The sequence below is a fragment of the Streptomyces lomondensis genome, from assembly GCF_014651035.1.
Classification (GTDB): Bacteria; Actinomycetota; Actinomycetes; order Streptomycetales; family Streptomycetaceae; genus Streptomyces; species Streptomyces lomondensis.
Genome location: NZ_BMWC01000002.1, coordinates 51,984 through 75,271, shown reverse-complemented (window position 1 = coordinate 75,271; position 23,288 = coordinate 51,984). Strand labels below are relative to the sequence as shown.

At 71.0% G+C, this 23,288-nt stretch carries 20 protein-coding genes, 2 tRNA genes and 1 pseudogene; 16 read left to right on the top strand and 7 right to left on the bottom strand.

The window, feature by feature from the left end; genetic code table 11:
* The first annotated feature begins 84 nt into the window (after positions 1-84).
* The 4 genes from IE255_RS07740 (at position 85) to IE255_RS07725 (ending at position 5,437) form a co-directional block, all read left to right on the top strand.
* Positions 85-3,033 (top strand): UPF0182 family membrane protein, encoded by a 2,949-nt coding sequence (locus tag IE255_RS07740; RefSeq protein ID WP_229906361.1) that lies wholly within the window; start codon positions 85-87, stop codon positions 3,031-3,033.
* A gap of 56 nt (positions 3,034-3,089) precedes the next feature.
* Positions 3,090-3,163: transfer RNA gene (locus IE255_RS07735), tRNA-Met, on the top strand.
* A gap of 234 nt (positions 3,164-3,397) precedes the next feature.
* A complete protein-coding gene (locus IE255_RS07730) occupies positions 3,398-5,221 on the top strand; it encodes a tetratricopeptide repeat protein (protein ID WP_190049433.1) in 1,824 nt (607 codons plus the stop codon).
* Positions 5,222-5,363: 142 nt separating this feature from the next.
* Positions 5,364-5,437: transfer RNA gene (locus IE255_RS07725), tRNA-Met, on the top strand.
* Positions 5,438-5,562: 125 nt separating this feature from the next.
* On the opposite strand, the gene IE255_RS07720 is transcribed toward IE255_RS07725, so the two are convergent.
* Entirely contained in the window at positions 5,563-5,979 is a 417-nt protein-coding gene (locus IE255_RS07720) for a Fur family transcriptional regulator (RefSeq protein ID WP_031114367.1), read from the bottom strand.
* Between the two features lie 96 nt (positions 5,980-6,075).
* Between IE255_RS07720 and IE255_RS07715 the strand changes: the two are divergent.
* Positions 6,076-7,225, top strand: a pseudogene (locus tag IE255_RS07715) (catalase).
* Between the two features lie 73 nt (positions 7,226-7,298).
* Here the strand turns inward: IE255_RS07715 and IE255_RS07710 are convergent.
* Both IE255_RS07710 and hisN read right to left on the bottom strand, forming a co-directional pair.
* On the bottom strand, positions 7,299-7,691 hold the full coding sequence (locus IE255_RS07710) for a CBS domain-containing protein (protein ID WP_190049432.1): 393 nt from the start codon (positions 7,689-7,691) through the stop codon (positions 7,299-7,301).
* Between the two features lie 111 nt (positions 7,692-7,802).
* Positions 7,803-8,603: a histidinol-phosphatase gene (hisN, locus tag IE255_RS07705; protein WP_190049431.1), complete on the bottom strand. Its 801-nt coding sequence runs from the start codon at positions 8,601-8,603 to the stop codon at positions 7,803-7,805.
* A gap of 262 nt (positions 8,604-8,865) precedes the next feature.
* On the opposite strand from hisN, the gene IE255_RS07700 reads away from it, so the two are divergent.
* Positions 8,866-9,474 (top strand): TetR/AcrR family transcriptional regulator, encoded by a 609-nt coding sequence (locus IE255_RS07700; protein WP_190049430.1) that lies wholly within the window; start codon positions 8,866-8,868, stop codon positions 9,472-9,474.
* 7 nt (positions 9,475-9,481) lie between these two features.
* Here the strand turns inward: IE255_RS07700 and IE255_RS07695 are convergent, their stop codons facing one another.
* The 4 genes from IE255_RS07695 to IE255_RS07680 form a co-directional block, all read right to left on the bottom strand.
* Positions 9,482-9,805, bottom strand: coding sequence for a DMT family transporter (locus IE255_RS07695; RefSeq protein ID WP_031114375.1), 324 nt, complete (start codon positions 9,803-9,805; stop codon positions 9,482-9,484).
* 119 nt (positions 9,806-9,924) lie between these two features.
* On the bottom strand, positions 9,925-10,935 hold the full coding sequence (gene rsgA, locus IE255_RS07690; RefSeq protein ID WP_190049429.1) for a ribosome small subunit-dependent GTPase A: 1,011 nt from the start codon (positions 10,933-10,935) through the stop codon (positions 9,925-9,927).
* A gap of 17 nt (positions 10,936-10,952) precedes the next feature.
* Positions 10,953-12,269 (bottom strand): 3-phosphoshikimate 1-carboxyvinyltransferase, encoded by a 1,317-nt coding sequence (gene aroA, locus IE255_RS07685; RefSeq protein WP_190049428.1) that lies wholly within the window; start codon positions 12,267-12,269, stop codon positions 10,953-10,955.
* Positions 12,270-12,388: 119 nt separating this feature from the next.
* Complete coding sequence (locus IE255_RS07680; RefSeq protein ID WP_190049427.1) at positions 12,389-13,111, bottom strand: M50 family metallopeptidase; 723 nt, start codon at positions 13,109-13,111, stop codon at positions 12,389-12,391.
* A gap of 50 nt (positions 13,112-13,161) precedes the next feature.
* Here IE255_RS07680 and IE255_RS07675 point away from each other — a divergent pair, with 50 nt between their 5' ends.
* From IE255_RS07675 to IE255_RS07630, 10 genes are all read left to right on the top strand, one after another.
* Entirely contained in the window at positions 13,162-13,977 is an 816-nt protein-coding gene (locus IE255_RS07675; protein ID WP_190049426.1) for an SOS response-associated peptidase, read from the top strand.
* 22 nt (positions 13,978-13,999) lie between these two features.
* Positions 14,000-14,644, top strand: coding sequence for an alpha/beta hydrolase family protein (locus tag IE255_RS07670; protein WP_190050077.1), 645 nt, complete (start codon positions 14,000-14,002; stop codon positions 14,642-14,644).
* Positions 14,645-14,900: 256 nt separating this feature from the next.
* Complete coding sequence (gene sigR, locus IE255_RS07665) at positions 14,901-15,587, top strand: RNA polymerase sigma factor SigR (RefSeq protein WP_031114384.1); 687 nt, start codon at positions 14,901-14,903, stop codon at positions 15,585-15,587.
* Positions 15,584-15,895, top strand: a complete 312-nt coding sequence (gene rsrA, locus IE255_RS07660; RefSeq protein WP_059416550.1) for a mycothiol system anti-sigma-R factor — start codon at positions 15,584-15,586, stop codon at positions 15,893-15,895. Before sigR ends, rsrA begins: the two co-directional genes overlap by 4 nt.
* A gap of 153 nt (positions 15,896-16,048) precedes the next feature.
* Positions 16,049-17,416: an HD-GYP domain-containing protein gene (locus IE255_RS07655; RefSeq protein ID WP_190049425.1), complete on the top strand. Its 1,368-nt coding sequence runs from the start codon at positions 16,049-16,051 to the stop codon at positions 17,414-17,416.
* Positions 17,413-18,660 carry an HD-GYP domain-containing protein gene (locus IE255_RS07650; RefSeq protein ID WP_190049424.1) on the top strand — a complete coding sequence of 416 codons (1,248 nt, stop codon included), beginning with the start codon at positions 17,413-17,415 and terminating at the stop codon, positions 18,658-18,660. Before IE255_RS07655 ends, IE255_RS07650 begins: the two co-directional genes overlap by 4 nt.
* A gap of 114 nt (positions 18,661-18,774) precedes the next feature.
* Positions 18,775-19,755, top strand: a complete 981-nt coding sequence (locus IE255_RS07645; RefSeq protein ID WP_190050076.1) for a tetratricopeptide repeat protein — start codon at positions 18,775-18,777, stop codon at positions 19,753-19,755.
* Positions 19,756-19,888: 133 nt separating this feature from the next.
* Complete coding sequence (gene def / locus IE255_RS07640) at positions 19,889-20,539, top strand: peptide deformylase (RefSeq protein ID WP_190049423.1); 651 nt, start codon at positions 19,889-19,891, stop codon at positions 20,537-20,539.
* Between the two features lie 295 nt (positions 20,540-20,834).
* Positions 20,835-21,920, top strand: coding sequence for an epi-isozizaene synthase (cyc1, locus tag IE255_RS07635; RefSeq protein ID WP_190049422.1), 1,086 nt, complete (start codon positions 20,835-20,837; stop codon positions 21,918-21,920).
* A complete protein-coding gene (locus IE255_RS07630; protein WP_190049421.1) occupies positions 21,917-23,287 on the top strand; it encodes a bifunctional albaflavenone monooxygenase/terpene synthase in 1,371 nt (456 codons plus the stop codon). Before cyc1 ends, IE255_RS07630 begins: the two co-directional genes overlap by 4 nt.
* The last annotated feature ends 1 nt before the right edge of the window (position 23,288 follow it).

Below are 23,288 nucleotides of genomic sequence, written 5' to 3'. Positions count from 1 at the left end.
ATCACGGGGGCCACGGACGGTCCGTGAAGACGCGGGCCTGACGAATCGACAGCGAACTTCGAGGTGCGCACCTTGGCTTTCCAGATGCCGGACCGCGGCGGAGGCCCGACAGGGCCGCGGATCAGAGTGGGCCGCCCGTCCCGGCGTGTCCGGACCCTGCTCATGACGCTGGGCGTCCTGGCCGTCCTCGGCATGGCGTTCACCATGTTCGCGGGCTTTTGGACGGACTGGCTCTGGTACCGGTCGGTGAGGTACTCGTCGGTCTTCACCACGACCCTGTGGACCAAGATCGGGCTCTTCTTCGTCTTCGGCCTGCTCATGGCCCTCGCGGTCGGCTTCAACATCTGGCTGGCCCACCGGATGCGGCCGCCGCTGAGCGCCATGTCGATGGAGCAGCAGAACCTCGACCGCTACCGGATGGGCATCGCGCCCTACAAGAAGTGGCTGCTGCTCGGGATCACGGCCCTGGTGGGCCTGATCGCCGGCGCCTCCGCGTCCGGCCAGTGGCGGACGTGGCTGATGTGGGTCAACGGCGTGCCCTTCGGCCAGAAGGACCCCCAGTTCAGGCTGGACGTCTCCTTCTACGCCTTCGACCTGCCCTGGTACCGGTTCCTGCTCGGCTTCGGCTTCGCCGCCGCGATCCTCTCCGTGATCGCCGCCGCGCTCACCCACTACCTCTACGGCGGGCTGCGCGTCACCAGCCCCGGAGCCCGCGCCACGGCGGCCGCCACCGGGCACCTGTCGGTGCTCATCGGGATCTTCGTGGCCCTGAAGGCGGTCGCGTACTGGCTCGACCGGTACGGACTCGCGGTGAAGTCCAGCGACTTCAGAGCGACGGACAACTGGACGGGCCTGCGGTACGTCGACGCCAACGCCTACCTGCCGGCCAAGACGATCCTGTTCTGCATCGCCGTCATCTGCGCGCTGCTGTTCTTCGCCACCCTGTGGCGGCGCACCTGGCAGCTGCCCGTGATCGGCTTCGGCCTGATGGTGCTCTCCGCGATCCTCATCGGCGGCCTCTACCCGGCCATCGTGCAGAAGTTCCAGGTCCAGCCGAACGAGCAGGCCAAGGAGGCGCCGTACGTCGCGAAGAACCTCGAGGCGACGCGCAAGGCCTACGGCATCGACGGCACCAAGGTCACCGACTACTCGGGCACGAGCAAGACCGAGGACAAGGCCACGCTCCGCGATGACGTCGACTCCACGGCGAGCATCCGGATCATGGACCCGAACATCGTCTCGCCGACCTTTCAGCAGCTCCAGCAGATCAGGAACTACTACGCGTTCCCGAACAACCTGGACGTGGACCGCTACACGAAGGACGGCAAGGACCAGGACACGGTCATCGGCCTGCGCGAGCTGAACCTCGCGGGCATCCCGAAGAAGAACTGGATCAACAACCACTTCCGTTACACGCACGGATACGGAGTGGTCGCCGCCGAGGGCACCAGCGCCGACGCCCAGGGCCGCCCGGTCTTCACCGAGTCCGACCTGCCCTCCAAGGGCCAGCTCGGCACGTACGAGCAGCGGGTCTACTACGGCGAGAAGACCACCACGTACTCGATCGTCGGCGGTCCCCAGAAGGAGATCGACTACTCCGACGACAACGGCGAGAAGACCACCAGCTACAAGGGCGACAGCGGGGTCAACCTCTCCAACCCGGTCAACCGGGCCGCGTACGCGGTGGCGCTCGGCGAGCCGCAGATCCTGTACTCCGGTGCCATCGGGGACGGTTCGCGGATCCTGTACAACCGCACGCCCAAGGAGCGCGTCGAGGCGGTCGCCCCCTGGCTGACCATCGACGGCGACGCCTACCCCGCGGTCGTGGACGGCCGTATCCAGTGGATCGTCGACGCCTACACGACGACGAACGGCTACCCGTACTCCTCGCGTACGACCCTCGGGGACACCACGGCCGACTCGCTGACCGCCACCAACGACAACCGCGCGGTGGTGGCCCAGCAGAACCAGGTCAACTACATCCGCAACTCGGTGAAGGCGACCGTCGACGCGTACACCGGCGAGGTCAAGCTCTTCCAGTGGGACACCCAGGACCCGGTCCTGAAGACCTGGATGAAGGCCTTCCCGGACACGGTGGAGCCCAAGAGCGACATCTCCAAGTCGCTGATGGACCATCTGCGTTACCCCCAGGACCTGTTCAAGGTCCAGCGGGAGCTGCTCACGCGCTACCACGTGAAGGACGCGACGACGTTCCTCAGCGGCAGCGAGGTGTGGCAGGTGCCGGACGACCCGACGAACCGGTCGGGCAGCGCGGTGCCGCCGTACTACCTGAGCATGAAGATGCCCGACCAGCAGGCGCAGGCGTTCTCGCTGACGACGACCTTCACGCCCAACGGCCGGGACAACCTCAGCGCCTTCATGGCGGTCGACGCCGAGGCCGGCACCAGTGACTACGGCAAGATCAGAATCCTGAAACTGCCGACGAACACGACGGTCAACGGACCCAAGCAGGTCCAGAGCCAGTTCAACTCCCAAGAGGACATCGCCGAGTCCATCAGGCTCCTCAGAGGCGGCGACTCCGAAGTGGAGTACGGCAACCTGCTGACGGTGCCGCTCGACGGCGGACTGCTGTACGTGGAGCCGGTCTACGTACGCGGTGGTGGACTGAAGTACCCGCTGCTGCGCAAGGTGCTGGTCACCTACGGAGGCCAGACCGCCTTCGAGAACACGCTCGAGGAGGCCCTCAACAAGGTCTTCGGGGCGGAGGGCGCGACACCGGAGCCGCCGGACGAGGGCGATACGACGACACCGCCGCCGACGTCCGACGACCCGACGGTCGCACAGGCCCTGGAAGACGCCCAGAAGGCGTTCGACGCGGGCCAGGAGGCCCTGAAGAACAACGACTGGGAGGCGTACGGCCGGGCGCAGGAGGACCTGGAGGACGCCCTCCAGCGGGCCGAGCAGGCGCAGGCCGCCGCGGACCGCGCGGGTGCCGGGGGCGGCGAGAGCAAGCCCAGTGGCAGCCCCAGCGCCAGCCCGAGCGGCAGTCCGAGCCCGAAGCCGAGCAGTTAGGGCCTGGCCTGGTCAAATGCCCACCCCGCGCCGTGATACGGTTGTGAACACAACGGCGCGGGGTGGAGCAGCTCGGTAGCTCGCTGGGCTCATAACCCAGAGGTCGCAGGTTCAAATCCTGTCCCCGCTACTGAAGTCGCGAAGTCCGAGTGACGGAGCGACACCGAAGGCCCGGATTCCACACAGGAATCCGGGCCTTCGTGATGTGTGAACGCATGTGCTGGTGCGGCCTGCGGCCGTGCCGACGGGGGGAGTTGGGAAGTCTGTGTTTGACTTGTCTCTCTGTGGGCATGTCGACAAAACGCTGTAGTGACCTCACTGGCTGCGGTATACCAGGTGTACCCAGGTTGCAGGTGGTGCGACGATGGACGTTATGGGGGACAAGGCAACTCTGTTCGAGACAGGGCGTTTTGTGCAGCCTTCCAGCCGGGAGGACACCGATACCCCGGACGAGACCGGGGAACTCGCCGACGAGGCGGCCGAAGAGCTGCGTCAGCGGCTCGCCGCCGAGGCCGGCGACGTCGAGGCGATGAGTGTCCTCGGGGCCATGCTGCTGCGCCGCGGTGATCTCGACGGTGCCGAGCCCCATCTGCGTGCCGCCACCGCCGCGGGTGACCGGGCCGCCGCCAACAACCTCGGAGTCCTCCTCCACCAGCGCGGATACGCCGACGAGGCCGCCGGATGGTGGCGGATCGCCGCCGTCGCCGGATCCGCGGCCGCCGCGCACGCCCTCGGCCGGCACCACCGCGAGCGCGGTGACGAACCCGCCGCCGAGTACTGGCTGCGCCAGTCCGCCGAACAGGGCCACACCCTGGGCGCCTACGCCCTCGCCGACCTGCTGGAGCACCGCGGTGACGCCGGTGCCGAGCAGTGGATGCGGGTCGCGGCCGAGCGCGGGCACCGGGAGGCGGCCTACCGGCTGGCGCGGGCACTGGACCGCAAGGCGGCGCGGGAGACCGGCGGTGACAACGGTGTCCAGGTGCCCGAGGAGGCCGAGCAGTGGTACCGGCAGGCCGCCGCGCGCGGCCACCGGCGTGCCGCGCTGCACCTCGGGACGCTCCTGGAGAAGCGCGGCGAGCTCAAGGAGGCCGGCCGCTGGTACCTGACGTCCGCCAAGGACGGCGAGGCGCGGGCCGCCTGCGCGCTCGGCTTCCTGCTGCGCGACGCGGGCGACACGGAGAACGCCGCCGTGTGGTGGCTGCGGGCCGCGCAGGACGGCGACGGCAACGCGGCGAACGCGCTGGGCGCGCTGCACGCCGAGCGGGGCGAGACCCAGACCGCCGAGCGGTGGTACCGGGCCGCGATGGACGCGGGCGATGTGAACGGCGCGTACAACCTCGGGCTGCTCTGCGCCGAGCAGGGGCGCACCACGCAGGCCGAGCAGTGGTACCGGCGCGCGGCCTACGCCGGGCACCGGGAGGCCGCGAACGCGCTGGCGATCCTGCTGCTGCGGGGCGGGGACGAGGCGGGCGCGGAGCCGTGGTTCTCCAAGGCCGCCGAGGCCGGGAGCGTGGACGCCGCGTTCAACCTGGGCATCCTGCACGCCGGGCGGGGCGAGGAGAAGGCCGCGCTGCGCTGGTACGAGCGGGCCGCGGCCGCCGGGCACACGGAGGCGGCGCTCCAGGTCGGCATGGCGCGGCTGCGGGACGGCGACGAGCAGGAGGCCGAGCGGCATCTGCGCTGCGCGGCCGGAGGCGGGAGCGCGGAGGCGGCGTACCGGCTGGCGACCGTGCTCGACGCGCGCCGGCCGCCGGAGCCGGCGCATGAGCTCGGGGAGCCGGTGCACCGGCGGAGCGAGTGCGAGGAGTGGTACGAGCGGGCCGCCTCGCAGGGGCACCGGCGGGCGCAGGTCCGGGTGGGCATGCTGGCGGCGGCCCGGGGCGATGTCGTCGAGGCGGCTCGGTGGTACCGGGAGGCGGCCGAGGCCGGGTCGCGCAACGGGGCGTTCAATCTCGGGCTGCTGCTCGCCCGGGAGGGGAGTGAGCCCGAGGCGGCGGTGTGGTGGACGCGGGCGGCTGATGCCGGGCACGGGCGGGCGGCGTTGCGGCTGGCCCTGGTCTACGCGCGTCGGGGAGAGCTGGCGGAGGGGCAGCGGTGGGCCGATCGGGCGGTGTCCCTGGGGCCGGCGTCCGTGGCTGAGCGGGCGGCCCGGTTGCGGGACGCGTTGCGGCAGGAGCTGTCTGCGTAGGGGCTGCCTGAGGTGGGCCGGGCTGGAGGGTGCTCGGCGTTGGGACCCACCCCTGCCGCCTGGGGGTACCCCCTGCTCGCGGGACCAGCGGTTAAGCGATTTGCATCTGTCCTCGTCGTTGACGTAACGTTGCATTCACCGACGCGGGGTGGAGCAGCTCGGTAGCTCGCTGGGCTCATAACCCAGAGGTCGCAGGTTCAAATCCTGTCCCCGCTACTGAAGGCCGAGGGCCGGAATCCGAAAGGGTTCCGGCCCTCGGTGTTTTCCCCGGGCTTCAGCGGTCCGCGTGAGCAGCGAAAAAGCCCCGGCACCCAGGGTGCCGGGGCTTACGCGTGACAGAACTAGGCGGCCGCGCAGTTCGGGCAGACGCCGCGGTAGGTCACCTCGACGTCGGAGACCGTGAAGCCGAAGCGCTCCGAGTCCGGGAGGTCCGCCAGCGGGTTGCCGACCGGGTGGACGTCGCGGATCGCGCCGCACTGGGCGCAGACCAGGTGGTGGTGCGGCCGGTGGGCGTTCGGGTCGTACCGCTTGGCGCGCTGGTCGGTGGAGACCTCCAGCACCTCGCCGAGGGAGACGAGCTCGCCGAGCGTGTTGTAGACGGTCGCCCGGGAGATCTCGGGCAGCTTGGCGACGGCCCGGGCGTGGACCTCGTCGGCCGTCAGATGGACGTGTTCGCCGTCGAGGACCTCGGCCACGACGCGCCGCTGCGCGGTCATCCGCCATCCGCGTCCGCGCAGCCGTTCCAGAAGGTCACTCATGGCCACCAGCCTAACAGCAAAGGGGACCAGGTCCCGAACAGGTGTGACTTTAGAAGCTTGCTTGCTTTAGACATTGTCTATTGTAGGATCGTGACGATGGAGGCCTGGGCTCCGGTAGCCGACAACCAGAACAGCGAGACCGCGGGCGTCGGCGGCCCGGTGCTCGTCCAGGACCAGCTCCTGCTGGAGAAGCTCGCCCACTTCAACCGCGAGCGCATCCCGGAGCGCGTGGTGCACACGCGCGGTGCGGGCGCCTACGGCACCTTCACAACACCCCGGTGTTCTTCATCAAGGACGCCATCAAGTTCCCGGACTTCATCCACACCCAGAAGCGCGACCCGTACACCGGCTCGACCGAGGCGGACAACGTCTGGGACTTTTGGAGCCTGTCGCCCGAGTCCACGCGGCCGGCGAGGCCTTCTGGGTGAAGTACCACTTCAAGACGGACCAGGGCATCAAGAACCTGACCAGCGCGGAGGCCGCCCGGCTCGCCGGTGAGGACCCCGACTCCCACCAGCGCGACCTGCGCGAGGCCATCGAGCGCGGCGAATACCCGACCTGGACGGTCGGCGTGCAGATCATGCCGGTGGCCGAGGCGGCGACGTACCGCTTCAACCCGTTCGACCTGACCAAGGTCTGGCCGCACGCGGACTACCCGGTCGTCGAGATCGGCAAGCTGGAGCTCAACCGCAACCCGGAGAACATCTTCGCCGAGGTCGAGCAGTCGATCTTCAGCCCCGCCCACTTCGTGCCGGGCATCGGCCCGTCGCCGGACAAGATGCTCCAGGGCCGCCTGTTCGCCTACGGCGACGCCCACCGCTACCGCGTCGGCATCAACGCCGACCACCTGCCGGTGAACCGCCCGCACGCCACCGTGGCGCGCACCAACTCCCGTGACGGGTATCTCTACGACGGCCGCCACAAGGGCGCGAAGAACTACGAGCCGAACAGCTTCGGCGGCCCGTTCCAGACGGACCGTCCGCTGTGGTCCGCCACGGCCGTGAGCGGCGCCACGGGCAACCACCCCGCGCCGGTCCACGCCGAGGACGACGACTTCGTGCAGGCGGGCAACCTCTACCGGCTCATGTCGCAGGACGAGAAGGAGCGCCTGATCGCCAACCTGGCGGGCTTCATCGCCAAGGTCTCGCGCGACGACATCGTCGAGCGGGCGATCGACAACTTCCGTCGGGCCGACGGGGACTACGGCAAGCGGCTGGAGGCCGCGGTCCAAGCCCTGCGCGGCTGAACTCCAGCGCTGGACCGCTTGCGGTGGTGCACGGGCCGGGTCCCCGGAAGGGGGGCCCGGCCCGTCCGTGCTGTTACGCCGGAACCTGCTGTCGCGCCGGTGCCCAGCAGCGGATGATGTCGCGGACCGAGACGATGCCGGCGGGCTCGTCGCGGTCCAGCACGATGAGGTGACGGAAACCGCCGTGCGTCATGGCGCCGGCCGCCTCCTCCAGGGTCCAGGTCGGGGCGGCGAACACGACGTCGGTGGTGGTATGGGCGTGGGCGCGCTCGGTGTCCGGGTCCTGGCCCCGGCCCACGGAGTTGAGGATGTCGCGTTCAGTGAGGATGCCGATGCCGCCGGCGTCGGGGTCGTGGACGACGGCCGCGCCCACCCGGCGGGCGGACATCAGCGCGGCGGCCTGGCGGAGCGTATGGGTCGGGCCGATGGTGAGGACGACGGTGCTCATGGCGTCACGGACGAGCATGGATGGAGCCACCTCCTGGGAGTGTCCCCGCCGTTTGTTCAGCGTTTCACAAGTTCACAAGTGGGGGGACTCCCAGAGTGGCAGGCAAAGGGAGGGTCAACAAGGGGGCGTTCAGTAGCGCTGGTTGAGGTATCCGAGCAACTCGTCGTGCAGCAGGCCGTTCGACGCGGCCGCGTTGCCGCTGTGCGGGCCCGGGCGGGAGTCGAGCCCGGTGAAGGTGCCGCCGGCCTCCGTGACGATGATCGCGTTGGCGGCCATGTCCCACAGGGACAGCTCCGGCTCGGCGCACATGTCGACGGAGCCCTCCGCGACCATCATGTAGGGCCAGAAGTCGCCGTACGCGCGCGTGCGCCACACCTCGCGGGTGAGGTCCAGGAAGCCGTCCAGACGGCCCTGCTCCTCCCAGCCGCTCAGCGAGGAGTACGCGAAGGAGGCGTCGGAGAGCTTGGAGACGCGGGAGACGTGCAGCCGGGAGGCCTTGGTGAGGCTGCGGCCGGAGAACGCGCCGTGGCCCTTCGCGGCCCACCAGCGGCGGCCGAGCGCGGGGGCGGAGACGACGCCGACGACCGGCTGGAAGCCGCCCTCGCCGGCTTCCATGAGCGAGATGAGGGTGGCCCAGACGGGGACGCCGCGTACGTAGTTCTTGGTGCCGTCGATGGGGTCGATCACCCAGCGCCGGGGGCCGGTGCCCTCGACGCCGTACTCCTCGCCGAGGATCGCGTCCCGGGGGCGGGCGCGCTGGAGCTGGCCGCGGATGAGTTCTTCCGCGGCCTTGTCCGCTTCGCTCACCGGGGTCATGTCCGGTTTGGTCTCGACCTTGAGGTCGAGGGCCTTGAACCGGTCCGTCGTCGCGGCGTCCGCGGCGTCGGCGAGGACGTGGGCGAAGCGCAGGTCGTCGAGGTAGTCGGGCATGTGACGAACCTATCTGCCGAGGTGGGGGTGGGGCTACAGGGGGTTTGTGTGGGTGGGGGAGTGGTGGGGCGCCCGCTTGAGGGGGCGAGGTGTGGGTGCCGGGGGCGGGTGGGTGCGCAACTCGGTGCGGCGAGGTGCTCCGCGCGGCCAACCGCCCGCGCGACGCGGCCGAAACGCGCCCCCGCATGCGTTCGCGAACCCTTGACAGTGGTTTCACGCGCGTCAAATCTGGGCGCAGAGCCGCTCGCCCCAAGGGGAGGCGATGATGCCAGCAGCGCGGGAATCTCTACTGGACGCCGCTTACACGGCGCTGGCGCGCCGGCCGTGGTCCGCCGTACGGATGGTGGACGTGGCCGCGGCGGCCGGAGTGTCCCGGCAGACGCTGTACAACGAGTTCGGCAGCAAGGACGGACTCGCCCGGGCGCTCGTGAGAAGGGAAGCCGACGGCTATCTCGCCGGGGTCGACCGCGCGCTCGCCGGGCCCAGCGACCCCCGCGACCGGCTCACCGCCACCGCCGAGTGGACCACCTCCGCGGCCCGCGACAACGCCCTCGTCCGCGCCATGCTCACCGGCTGCTGGAGCGAACGGCTGCCCTCCCCGACCCTGTCGGCCGTCCCCTCCACCTCCGCCGTACCCGCCCAGCGCCGCGCCGACGGCCCCCTGCCCACACCCGGTGACTTCGTCGCACTCGTCCGCGACCGCGCCGTCACCGTCCTGGCCGGACCGGGCACGCCCAAGTCCGACACCGCCGACCTGGCCCGCTCCTGCGAACTCGCCGTCCGGCTCGCCCTGTCCTGCGTGGCCGCGCCGCCCGGCGAGGGCGGCGTCGCCGACCTGGTCCGCAGCGCCCTGCACCGGCAACCCGGCTGACGGGGCGTCAGTGCGCCGAGCCCGACAACTGCAGCCCGATCACGCCGATGATGACCAGGCTGATCGACACGATCTTCAGCGTCGACACCAGGTCGCCCAGGAACACCATGCCGTAGATGGCCGTCCCCGCCGCCCCGATGCCGGTCCACACCGCATAGGCGGGCCCCACGTCGAGCCGCTTCAGAGCCAGCGTCAGCAGCCCGAAACTGCCGAGGGCGAAGACGCAGAACGCGACCGTCGGCCACAGCCGTGTGAAGCCGTGTGACAACTTCAGGCACACGGCGAAACCGGTCTCGAGCAACCCGGCCACGATGACCAGCAGCCACGCCATGTGATGTCCTCCCGCAGCCCACGTTCAGTGACCGCTTCGTCGCGTTTTGCTCAGGCTTGCATCCGGCTTGGTGCGATTATGCACTTACCGTCCGCACGCCATCACAAACAACCCGGAGGTCAGTCGCCTTCCGTGCGCTCCCGCGTGGCCAGCAGCCGCCGCAGCGAGTACAGCCGGGCCGGATCGGCGTGCCCCTCGGTCACCCACGCGTCGAGCGCGCAGTCCGGCTCGTCGTGACTGCACGCGCGCGGGCAGCCCTCGGTGCCCGGCTCCAGGTCGGGGAAGGCGTGGATGACCCGGGACGGGTCCACGTGGTTGAGCCCGAAGGACCGTACGCCCGGCGTGTCGATCACCCAGCCGTCGCCGCCGGACAGCGGTAGCGCCAGCGCGGAGGTGGTGGTGTGGCGGCCACGGCCCGTCACCGCGTTCACATGCCCGGTCGAACGCCGCCGCTCCTGCGGCACCAGCGCGTTGACCAGGGTCGTCTTGCCGACGCCGGAGTGGCCGACGAACGCGGTGATCTTGCCGTCGAGCTGCTCGCGCACCCGGTCGACGGCGACGCCGGACTCCAGCTCCGCGCGGCTGGTGACGACAAAGGGGATGTCGAGGTCGCCGTACAGCTCCAGCAGCTTGTCGGGCGGGGCGAGGTCCGACTTGGTCAGCACCAGCAGCGGGTCCAGGCCGCCGTCGTAGGCGGCGACCAGGCAGCGGTCGATCAGGCGCGGCCGGGGCTCGGGGTCGGCCAGGGCGGTGACGACGGCCAGCTGGTCGGCGTTGGCGACGACCACGCGCTCGTACGGGTCGTCGTCGTCCGCCGTGCGACGGAGCACGGAGGTCCGCTCCTCGATGCGCACGATCCGCGCGAGCGTGTCCTTCTGGCCGGACAGGTCGCCGACGAGCGCCACGCGGTCGCCGACCACCGCCGCCTTGCGGCCCAGCTCGCGGGCCTTCATCGCCATGACCACTCGGTCCTCGACGAGGCAGGTCAGACGGCCCCGGTCGACGGTGAGGACGAGGCCCTCGGCGGCGTCCTCGTGCTTGGGCCGGATGTTCGTCCGGGGACGGGTGTTCCGGCGGCCGGGACGGGTGCGGATGTCGTCCTCGTCGGTGTGCTTGCCGTAGCGGCGCATGACGTGATCCCTGCGTCCTACGCCCCGAGCATCCCGGTCCACAGGTCGGGGAAGTCGGGCAGGGTCTTGGCCGTCGTCGCCACGTTCTCGATCTGCACGCCCTCGACCGCGAGGCCGATGACCGCGCCGGCCGTGGCCATGCGGTGGTCGTCGTACGTGTGGAAGATCCCACCGTGCAGGCGGCGCGGGCGGATGTGCAGACCGTCGGCGGTCTCCGTCACGTCACCGCCGAGTTCGTTGATCTCCTTCGTCAGCGCCGCCAGCCGGTCCGTCTCGTGCAGCCGCAGGTGGGCGACGCCGCGCAGGGTCGACGGGGAGTCGGCGAGGGCCGCGACCGCCGCGATGCCCGGCGTCAGTTCGCCGACCTCGCTCAGGTCGACGTCGATGCCGTGGATCGAGCCGGAGCCGGAGAACACGAGCCCGTACTCGGTCAGTTCGCAGGAACCGCCCATCTCGGTGAAGATCTCGCGCAGCCGGTCACCGGGCTGGGTGGTGCGGGCCGGCCAGTCCGGGATGACGATCTTGCCGCCGGTCACCAGCGCCGCCGCCAGGAACGGCTGAGCGTTCGACAGGTCCGGCTCGATGACCAGGTCCCGGCCGAGCAGGGCGCCCGGCGTCACCCGCCAGACGTTCGGCTCGCCGCCCGACTCGGGCGTGTCCACCTGGGCGCCGACCGCGCGCAGCATGTCCACCGTCATGCGGATGTGCGGCATGGAGGGCAGCGTGGCGCCCGTGTGGCGGACCTCCACGCCCTGGTTGAAGCGCGGGCCGGACAGCAGCAGGGCGCTCACGAACTGCGACGAGGAGGACGCGTCGATCGCGACCGGGCCGCCGTCCAGGGCACCGCCGCCGTGCACGGTCAACGGCAGGGCGCCGCGGCCGTCGTCGTCGATCCGGGCGCCGAGCTGGCGCAGCGCGTCGATGACGCCGTTCAGGGGACGCTCGTAGGAGCGGGAGTCGCCGTCGAAGCGGACGGGGCCGTCGGCGAGCGCGGCGACCGGCGGCAGGAACCGCATCACCGTGCCGGCGTTGCCCACGTCGACCGTGGCCGGGCCGCGCAGGTCCGTGGGGAGCACCCGCCAGGCCTCGCCCGTGCCGTCGGGGCCCACGCCCTCCTCGATCTCGATGCCCATCGCGCGCAGCGCGCCGGCCATCAGCAGGGTGTCGCGGGAGCGCAGCGGGCGGCGCAGCCAGCCGGGCTCGGAGGCGAGGGAGGCGAGGACCAGGGCGCGGTTGGTGACCGACTTGGACCCGGGCACGTGGACCGTCGCGTCGACGGCTCCGCTCGCGTGCGGGGCGGGCCAGAGGGCGGTGTCTGCGGTGTTCGGGGCCATGCCTTTACTTTATAAGCAGGCCGTCGTGCGGGTGCGGCGCCGTGGGGCCGGTCGCGCCACGCGGCGGAGGCCGCACATCGACGCAGCCCCGCGCCCCCGCGCTGCCTCCCCGTGGCGCGTCACAGCGCCAGGAGCCAGCGTCCTCCGCCTATCAGCGAGCACAGCGACACCGCGTGGAACAGGAAGAACCACAACCCCGCCGGTACGTGCGTCAGCCGCGACAACTGGTCCGCGTCCGAGTCGCCCGCCCCGCCCCGCGCCCGCTTCGCCTGGAGCTCGAACGCCGGACGCACCCCGCCGAGCAGCAGGAACCACACCACCGCGTACGCGAACGCCGCCTGGACCTGGGGGCCGGCCAGCCAGGACACCAGGACGAACAGCCCGCCGGTGACGATCATGGTGAGGGCGCCGTAGGCGTTGCGGATCATCACGAGCATGGCGAGCAGCAGGGCCGTGGCCAGCCACAGCAGGAGCGTGATGCGGCCGGCGCCGAGCAGGGCCGCGCCGCCGAGGCCGAGCAGGGGCGGGGCGGTGTAGCCGGAGGCGGCGGTGAGGATCATGCCGATGCCGTACGGCTTGCCGCGGCTGACGGTCAGGCCGCTGGTGTCCGAGTGCAGCCGTATGCCCGTGAGGGTGCGGCCGCTGAGCAGGGCCACGAGCCCGTGGCCGCCCTCGTGGGCGATGGTGATGGCGTTGCGGGAGATACGCCACAGGCCGTGCGGGATCACCACGGCGAGCGCGGCGACCAGGGTCGCGATCACCACCCAGAGGTCGGGGTCGGGCTGGGTGCCGGAGACCTCGTCCCAGAGGGAGGCGAGCGAGGCGGTTGCGGTGCTGTCCATGTGCGGCGATGGCTCCCTGTGGTCGTGGGGAATCTGGCAGTGTGGCACGTATGTGCGGACGGTATGCAGCGAGTCGTAGGCCAGAGGATCTCGCAGGAATCTTTGAGGTCGAGAAGTGGGAGCCCGAGGAGACCCTCGAGCCCGACTACAACGTGGCGCCCACCAAGGAGGTCTACGCCGTCCTGGACCGCCCCCTGAAAGACGCGGACGACCCGCGGCCGGTTCGGCAGCTGCGCAAGCTGAAGTGGGGGCTCGTCCCGTCCTGGTCGAAGACCCCCGAGGGCGGCGCCCGGATGATCAACGCCCGCGCGGAGACCGTCCACGAGAAGCCGTCCTACCGCCGCGCCTTCACCTCCCGGCGCTGCATCCTGCCCGCCGACGGCTACTACGAGTGGGTCACCGGCACGCAGGAGCGCGAGCTGGAGGTCGAGGGGAAGAAGAAGCGGCCCCGCAAGCAGCCCTACTTCGTGACCCCGGCGGACGGGTCGGTCTTCGCGATGGCCGGGCTGTACGAGTTCTGGCGCGACCGGACCCTGCCGGACGACCACCCGCAGGCCTGGTGGGTGACGTGCTCCGTGATCACCACCGAGGCCGAGCAGAGCCCGCTCGCCGTCGCCCCGGCCGAGGGACCGCGGGCGCTGGCCGACATCCACCCCCGGATGCCGCTGATGCTCACGCCCGAGCGCTGGGACGCCTGGCTCGACCCCGCCCGCACGGACGCCGACGGCCTGCGCGAGCTGCTCGCCCCGCCGCCCGCCGGGCTGATGCGGGCCTACCCCGTCACCACGGCCGTCAGCAACGTCCGCAACAACGGGCCGGAGCTGCTGAAGGAGCTGGAAGGGCCCGTGGAGGGCACACTTTTCTGACGTGACGAATGTGACGGACGTGATGAGTGTGACCGACGCGACCACCGAGACGGTCGAGACCGAAGCCGGAACCGCCCGTATCACCTGGCACCAGGCGAAGAAGGCCCGGCTGGTCCTCGCCGTCAGCCACGGCGCCGGCGGGGGCATCGAAGCCCGTGACCTGAAAGCCCTGGCCGCCGTCCTGCCCGCCCACGGTGTGACCGTCGCCCGCGTGGAGCAGCCCTGGCGGGTGGCCGGGAAGAAGGTGGCGCCCGCGCCGAAGACGCTGGACGCCGGCTGGCGCGGCATCTGGCCCGCGCTGGCGAAGCCCGGACTGCCGGTGGTGTCCGGCGGGCGCAGTGCCGGGGCCCGGGTCGCCTGCCGGACCGCCCGCGAGCTGGGCGCCCACGCGGTCCTCGCCCTCAGCTTCCCGCTCCACCCGCCCGGCAAGCCCGAGAAGTCCCGCGCCGGGGAACTGCTCGGTTCCGGGGTGCCCACCCTGGTCGTCCAGGGCGGGAACGACCCGTTCGGCAGGCCCGAGGAGTTCCCGGAGGGGCCGTACGACCTCGTGGAGGTGCCGCACGGAGATCACGGCTTCGCCGTGCCGAAGCGCGCGGAGATCTCGCAGGACGAGGCCGTGGCGGTCATCACGGACGCGGTCGTGGAGTGGACCGGGTCACTCGGGTAAAGCTTCGGGAATGCCGGGGCGCCGGCCTCTGTTGTGCGGGACGTACGTGCTGGGGACCAGCACCGACGCCGTAGGAGAGGAAGTCCGCCGCATGGGTTCGATCTACTGCCCGAGCCGCAGCAGCCGTGCCGACCTGGACTGGACGGTGCTGCACGCGGCCAGGACCGCCCCTATTCGGGCGGCGGGCGGACCGGATCGTCGTCTATCCTCCGATTCGGGTGGGACCGGTCTCGGTCTCACGAGAACACTGGAGGAGGTGGGTCCGGTCACTGGGACCGACGCAGGGACCGAACACGGCCAGGCGGAGCAGCCCGAGGGCCAGGGCGGCACGGGCGCGGAGACGGCCGCGGAGCGCAGCGCGCGCTTCGAGCGGGACGCGCTGGAGTTCCTCGACCAGATGTACTCGGCCGCGCTGCGCATGACGCGCAACCCGGCCGACGCCGAGGACCTGGTGCAGGAGACGTACGCCAAGGCGTACGCGTCCTTCCACCAGTTCCGCGAGGGCACCAACCTCAAGGCGTGGCTGTACCGGATCCTCACCAACACCTTCATCAACTCGTACCGCAAGAAGCAGCGTGAACCGCAGCGCTCCGCGGCCGAGGAGATCGAGGACTGGCAGCTCGCCCGTGCCGAGTCGCACATGTCGACGGGCTTGCGCTCCGCGGAGTCGCAGGCGCTCGACCACCTGCCCGACTCGGACGTGAAGGAAGCGCTCCAGGCGATCCCCGAAGAGTTCCGCATCGCCGTGTACCTCGCGGACGTCGAGGGCTTTGCCTACAAGGAGATCGCCGACATCATGGGGACACCCATCGGTACGGTGATGTCCCGGCTGCACCGGGGCCGCCGTCAGCTGCGCGGCATGCTGGAGGACTACGCCCGTGAGCGCGGGATGGTTCCGGCCGGCGCCGGAGAGTCGAACGAAGCGAAAGGCTCGGGGTCATGAGCTGCGGAGAGCCGCACGAGACGGATTGCAGCGAAATCCTCGATCATCTCTACGAGTTCCTCGACCGTGAGATGCCGGACTCGGACTGCGTGAAGTTCGAGCACCACTTCGAGGAATGCTCGCCCTGTCTTGAGAAGTACGGGCTCGAACAGGCCGTGAAGAAGCTGGTCAAGCGCTGCTGCGGACATGACGACGTGCCCGGCGACCTGCGCGACAAGGTCATGGGGCGGATCGAGCTGATCCGCTCCGGCCAGGCCGTCCCCGACCAGGACGTCACGGCCTCGCCTGCCACGCCGCAGGAATCCTGAGACTCCTGCGCCTTTCAACTACCCCCCCTGTCGGGGGGTAGTCATTTTCGAACGCGTCACTCGAACGTGCTAATCCGCGGGTTATCGGCCCGTGGAGCCCCCTGTCCCCACCCTAGGCTCCGGGCCTGACGGACATGGCCGGGGAGGGGGCTCATGGAAGCGGTACCGGCACGAGCACGGGTGTACATCGCCTGTGTCGCCGCGGCCGCCCTGCTCTGCCTGCTGCCGCTGCCGGGCGTCCGCACGCCCTGGTGGGCGGTCGCGCTGCTCGCCGCGCTGTACGCCGGCTGCGAGCGCGTCGCCCGGTCCCGGTTCGTCGGGATCTCCCACCCGGCCGGGACCTTCTACCCCGTGCTGCTCGCCGCCGCCTTCCTGCTGCCCGCGCCCGCCGCCGCCCTGGTGGCGGTGCCCGGCGCGCTGCTCTCGCAGGTCGAGCAGCGGCCCGTGGCGCTGCGGCGGACCTGGCGGGCCGCCCAGCTCGTCGTCGGCGTGTGGGCCGCGGCCAAGGTGCACTGGCTGCTCGGCGGCCGGGACGCGGTCTGCGCGGGTGACGTCCCCTACGCGCTCGGTCCTGCCGGAGCGGCCGTGCTGGCGTTCTGCCTGGTGCTCGCGCTGCTGGACGGCGGGATCCTCGCCATGGCGGAGCGGGTGCCCATGCGGCGGGCCTGGCGGGGACTCGTGGCGCGCTCCCTCGCCCCGATCGCCGTGCACGGCCTCGCCGGGCTGATGATGGCCGTGCTGTGGCGCAGCCCGTACGGCCCCGTGGCCGCCCTGCTCGTGCTGCTGCCGATGTGCGTCTCCTGGTGGACGTTCGCCCAGTACCACCGGGAACGGGCCGCCCACCAGGCGACCATCCGGGCCCTGGTCCAGGCCGTCGACATCAAGGACGGGTACACGCGCGGGCACAGCGAGCGCGTCGGACAGGCCTCCATGATGATCGCCCGCGAGCTGGGCATGGACGACGATCGCGTCGAGGTGCTCCGGTTCGCCGGGATCCTGCACGACGTGGGCAAGCTCGGCGTGCCCACCCGGCTGCTCAGGAAGAACGGGCCGCTCACGCCCGAGGAGCGGCGGGTGATCGAGTTGCACCCCGAGTACGGGCACGAGATGGTGCGCGGCATCGGGTTCCTCGGGGAGGCCCGGGCCGCCGTGCTCCACCACCACGAGCGGCTGGACGGCACCGGCTACCCGTACGGGCTGGTGGGCAGTCAGATCCCCGAGTCCGCACGGGTGGTGGCCGTCGCGGACGCCTTCGACGCCATGACCTCCACCCGCTGCTACAGCAGGGCCCGGCCCGTCCCGGTGGCCTTGGCGGAGCTGGAGCGGTGCGCGGGCAGCCATTTCGATCCGGTGATGGTCGCGGCCCTGGTCGAGGCCGTGGGGCGGACGGGGTGGCGCCCCGCGGTGACCGCCGACGACGCCGAGGGCGCCGAGGGCGCGGAGGGCGCGGAGGGCGCACCACCGCCCCGGGTCCCCCCGCCCGGTGCGCCCGTCTCCAGCCGGCCCGGAGCGCACCGATGAGCGCCGACCGGTCGCCCCCGCTGCTCACCCTCGTCCACGCCTGCGCCGCCCTCGTCGCCGCCGGCTCCCTCGCCGCCACCCTCTCCAGCGGGCTGGAGGAACGCCGGGTCGCCCTCGCCTTCGGCGTCCTCGTCACCGTCGGGGAACTCACCCGGCGCAGCGGCGCACAGGTCAGGGAGCCCGCACCGCTCGGCGCCGCCGCGGCCCTGTCGTACGCGCTGCTCGGGGAGGCCGGCGGCCGGGCCACGCACCACGGCCTCGCCCAGGTCGTCGCCGTCGTCCTGGCCGCCTCGCTGCTCGGCAGCGTGCCGCACATCGCACGCGGCCAGGGGCCCGTGCTCGACCACCTGGCACGCCGCGTGCTCACCGTCGGCTTCGTCGCCGTGTGCTTCCAGCCCCCGTACAACCGGGGCATGTTCGACGACTGGGGCGGCCCCGCCTACGCGCTGCTGCTGCTCGCGCTGCTGTCCCTGACCGCCCTGTGCGACGCGGTGCTCGCCGCCGCCCTCGCCCACTCCCGCACCGGCTGGCCCTTCGGGCCGGTGCTGCGGGACCAGCTGCGGGCCCTGTACGGCATCGGGTCCGCCGTCATCGCGACCGGGGCGGTGATGGCGCTGGGGGTCGCGGTCGTGGGGCTGTGGGCGCTGCCCGTCTTCTCCGTGCCGCTGCTGCTCGCCCAGATGTCGTTCCGGCGGTACGCGGCCGTCCGGGCGACCTACCGGCAGACCATCGCCTCCCTCGCCCGCGCCACCGAGGTCGCGGGCTACACCCCGGCCGGACACGCCCGGCGCGTCGCCGCGCTCAGCCAGGCGGTCGGGCGGGACCTCGGCCTGACCGAGCCCGAGCTGGCCGTGCTGGAGTACGCCGCGCTCATGCACGACATCGGCCAGCTGAGCCTCGTCGACCCGGTGCCGGCGGGCGCCACCGCCGGCCTGCCCGCCGCGGAACAGCGGCGCATCGCGCTGCTCGGCGGGGCCGTCGTACGGCAGACGGGGGTGGACGAGGCGGTCGCCGTGGTGGTGGAGCGGCAGGCCGACCCCTACGCTGAGCAGCCGCTCGCCGCACGCATCGTCCGGGCCGTGAACGCGTACGAGGAGAAGTCCCGGGAAGGCGGGCCCGGCGGGCCGCTGACGGCGCTGGAGGAACTCCGGCTCGCCACCGCCGGGGAGTACGCGCCGGAGGTGGTGGAATCACTGGCCCGGGTCCTGGCAAGGAGCAGTCTGACCCTGCCCCTGGCTGGGTAACCCATGGGTAATGAGCGCCCTGGAGGCCGTACGTGGTTGGATGCGAAGGAGAAGGTGTCCGGGGGCTCGAAGCACGGCTACGGCCAGCCCACCGCACGGAACTGGCAGGGAATCGTGAGGATCTTCGGCAAGGGACGGCACCGGCCCTCCGCCTCCTGGCGGCAGGCCACAGACCGGGCGTTCACGCTCATCGGCGACGGCCGGTACGAGGACGCGGGCGCACTGCTGACACGTGCCGCCGATCTTGAGCCCTGGCTGTCCGAGTCCTGGTTCAACCTCGCCCTGCTGCACAAGTTCCGGCACGACTGGGAGCAGGCGCGGGCGGCGGGCCTGCGGGCCGTGGCGCTGCTCGACCGGGACACCGGCGCGCCCGACTGGTGGAACGTCGGCATCGCCGCGACCGCCCTCCAGGACTGGCCGCTGGCCCGGCGCGCCTGGCAGGCCTACGGGCTGCGGGTGCCGGGGGCGTCCCACGACTCCGGTGAGCCCGTCGGCATGGACCTCGGCAGCGCGGCCGTGCGGCTGTCCCCGGAGGGGGAGGCCGAGGTCGTGTGGGGGCGGCGGCTGGATCCCGCGCGGATCGAGGTGCTGTCGATTCCGCTGCCGTCGTCGGGGCGGCGCTGGGGCGAGGTCGTGCTGCACGACGGCGTGCCGCACGGGGAGCGGACCACGGCCGCCGGGCACACCTACCCGGTGTTCGACGAGATCGAGCTGTGGGCGCCGTCGCCGGTGCCGACCTGGGTCGTGCTGCTGGAAGCGGCCACCGAGGCGGATCGGGACGCGTTGGAGCAGCTGGCCGCGGACGCGGGGTTCGCCGCGGAGGACTGGTCCTCCTCGGTGCGGTTGCTGTGCCGGATGTGCTCGGAGTCCCGGATGCCGTCCGACGAGGGCGACGGGGAGCATCTGGATCCGCACGATCACAGTGAGCCGGGGCATCCCGGGCCGCTGGGGCATCGGACGGACGGGCAGCTGTGGGTGCCGGAGCGGGAGTGCGGGTTGGCTGCGCCGGCTTCGCTGGTTCGGGGGTTGCTGGACGGGTGGGTGGCCGACAGTCCGGATTCTCGGGATTGGCGGGATTTGGAAGAGGTCTGTTAGCGCCGTTGTCGAGTGCCGCGCCGTGGGGGCTGGTCGCGCAGTTCCCCGCGCCCCCAGAAATGGGCGTCCGACACCCGCGTAACCTGTATCAGCATCTCAGCCCGGTTTGTTTCAGGAAGGCGTACGTAACGTCATGGCTCAGCAGGACACCGATCAGCAGCGCGCGGGTGTGCTCCCCGTCGATGACGAGGGGTACGTGATCGACACGGAGGACTGCGAGGAGCGCGAGGCTGCCTGGCGGGAGCGGGGGACCTCGCGGCCGATCACGGTGGTCGGGAACCCGGTGCTGCACAAGGAGTGCAAGGACGTCACCGACTTCGGCGAGGAGTTCCAGCAGCTCGTCGCGGACATGTTCGCCAGCCAGCGCACCGCCGAGGGCGTGGGCCTGGCCGCCAACCAGATCGGCGTCGACCTGAAGGTCTTCGTCTACGACTGCCCGGACGACGAGGGCGTCCACCACACCGGCGTGGTCTGCAACCCCAGGCTCGTCGAACTGCCCGCCGAGAAGCGCCGGCTGGACGACAGCAACGAGGGCTGTCTGTCGGTGCCCACCGCGTACGCGCCGCTGGCCCGGCCCGACTACGCCGAGGTCACCGGGCAGGACGAGCAGGGCAACCCGATCAAGGTGCGCGGCACCGGATACTTCGCACGGTGTTTGCAGCACGAGACCGACCACCTGTACGGATACCTGTACATCGACCGGCTCTCCAAGCGCGAGCGCAAGGACGCGCTGCGGCAGATGGCCGAGAACGAGCCCCGGTACCCCGTGGTCGCCAACGACTGAGATCCCAGCCGCACCAGGCGCACGGCGTCTGTTCGGGTTTCCCACCCTGAACAGGCGCCGTTCGTCTGTGTCGTTCGCCTGTCCGTCGCACGTTCGATCGCTTCTGCTCTCCTGCCGATCCCACACCAGTCACACAACGGGAGGTTCCCGGCACTGTGGGGTAGTGAATGAAGCAAATGCGTTCCCAGAACGGTCAGTTGTAGTGCTGAATGGGATGTGCGGGGTATGCAACGGCGCACGCCCGGCACGAAGGGAGGGGCGCCCGCGCCAACTGGCGGCTGAGAGGGGTTAGTTCGTGCATGCTTTGTCACACGGCACCACATCGGCACCGACCACGATCGCAGTACCACCGTCGCTCTCCCTACCGGTGATCGAGGCGGCGTTTCCAAGGCAACTCCACCCGTATTGGCCGAAGTGCCAGGAGAAGACCCGGGCCTGGCTCCTGGAAAAACGGCTCATGCCCGCGGACAAGGTGGAGGAATATGCCGACGGCCTGTGCTACACCGACCTCATGGCGGGGTACTACATCGGTGCCTCCGACGAGGTGATGCAGGCCATCGCCGACTACAGCGCCTGGTTCTTCGTCTGGGACGACCGCCACGACCGGGACATCGTGCACGGCCGTCCGGTCGCCTGGCGGCGGCTGCGGGACCGGCTGCACACGGCCCTCGACTCCCCCGGGGAGCACCTGCACCACGAGGACCCACTGGTCGCCGGGTTCGCGGACAGCGTGCTGCGGCTGTACGCGTTCCTGCCGACGACGTGGAACCTCCGCTTCGCCCGGCACTTCCACGCGGTGATCGACGCCTACGACCGCGAGTTCCACAACCGCACCCACGGAATCGTGCCGACGGTCGAGGAATACCTCCAGCTGCGCCGGCTCACCTTCGCGCACTGGATCTGGACGGATCTGCTGGAGCCGACCGCCGGATGCGAACTCCCCGACTCCGTGCGGAAACACCCGGCATACCGTCGGGCGGCGCTGCTGAGCCAGGAATTCGCCGCCTGGTACAACGACCTCTGCTCGCTTCCGAAGGAAATAGCGGGCGACGAGGTGCACAATCTCGGAATCAGCCTCATCACCCATGAGGGGCTGACCCTGGAACAGGCGGTCGCGGAAGTCCGGAGCCGTGTCGAGGAATGCGTCACCGAATTCCTCGACGTCGAGCGGGAGGCATTACGGTTCGCCGACGACCTCGCCGACGGCACGGTGCGCGGAAAGGAACTGAGCACCGCCGTCCGGGCCTGTCTGAGCAATATGCGCAACTGGTTCAGCTCGGTCTACTGGTTCCACCACGAGTCCGGCCGGTACATGGTCGACAGCTGGGACGACCGGTCCACGCCCCCGTACGTCAACAACGAAGCGGCAGGTGAGAAATGACCGTCGAGTCTGTGAAGCCGGAAGCTCCCGTGGTCCCGGAGCCGGGGGAGCCGCCCCGGGCGGGTGGCGGGGTCCCCGTCCTCGGCCACGGCTGGAGGCTGGTGCGCGACCCGCTGGCGTTCATGTCCCGGCTGCGTGACCACGGCGAGGTGGTCCGCCTCAAGCTCGGGCCGAAGACGGTCTACGCCGTCACCACCCCGGCCCTCACCGGCGCACTGGCGCTGAGCAACGACTTCATCATCGCCGGGCCGCTGTGGGAGTCCCTGGAGGGCCTGCTCGGCAAGGAAGGCGTGGCCACCGCCAACGGCCCCCGGCACCGGCGCCAGCGGCGCACCATCCAGCCCGCCTTCCGGCTCGACGCCATCCCCGCCTACGGGCCGATCATGGAGGAGGAGGCGCACGCGCTGACCGAGCGCTGGAAGCCCGGCCGGACCATCGACTGCACCTCCGAGTCGTTCCGGGTGGCCGTGCGCATCGCGGCCCGCTGCCTGCTGCGCGGCGACTACATGGACGAGCGGGCGGAGCGGCTGTGCGTCGCGCTCGCCACCGTCTTCCGCGGCATGTACCGGCGGATGGTGATCCCGCTCGGACCGCTGTACAGGCTGCCGCTCCCGGCCAACCGCGAATTCAACCGGGCATTGGCCGATTTGCATCTCCTGGTCGACGAGATCGTCGCCGAGCGCCGCGCATCCGGTCAAAGGCCGGACGATTTGCTGACGGCATTGCTGGAGGCGACGGACGAGAATGGCGACCCCATCGGGGAACAGGAGATCCACGACCAGGTCGTCGCGATCCTCACGCCCGGCAGCGAAACCGTGGCGTCCACGATCATGTGGCTGCTGCATATGCTCGCGGAACACCCGGAACACGCCGACCGTGTGCGTGACGAAGTAGAAGCCGTCACCGGTGGGAGGCCGGTGGCATTTGCAGACGTCCGAGGACTCAGGCACACCAACAATGTCGTCGTCGAGTCCATGCGTTTGAGTCCCGCCGTCTGGATTCTGACGCGTCGGGCGGTACGGGACACGGAACTCGGCGGTTACCGCATTCCGGCCGGGGCGGACATCGTCTACAGCCCGTATGCGATCCAGCGCGATCCGAAGTCGTACGACCGGCACCTGGAGTTCGACCCGGACCGCTGGCTTCCGGACCGGGTCAAGGACATCCCGAAGCACGCCATGAGCCCGTTCAGCACGGGCAACCGCAAGTGCCCGAGCGACCACTTCTCGATGGCCCAGCTGACGCTGATCACGGCGGCGCTGGCCACCAAGTACCGCTTCGAGCAGGTGGCCGGCTCCAACGACAGCACGCGCGTCGGCATCACGCTCCGGCCGCACGAGCTGCTGCTGCGGCCGGTGCCGAGGTGAC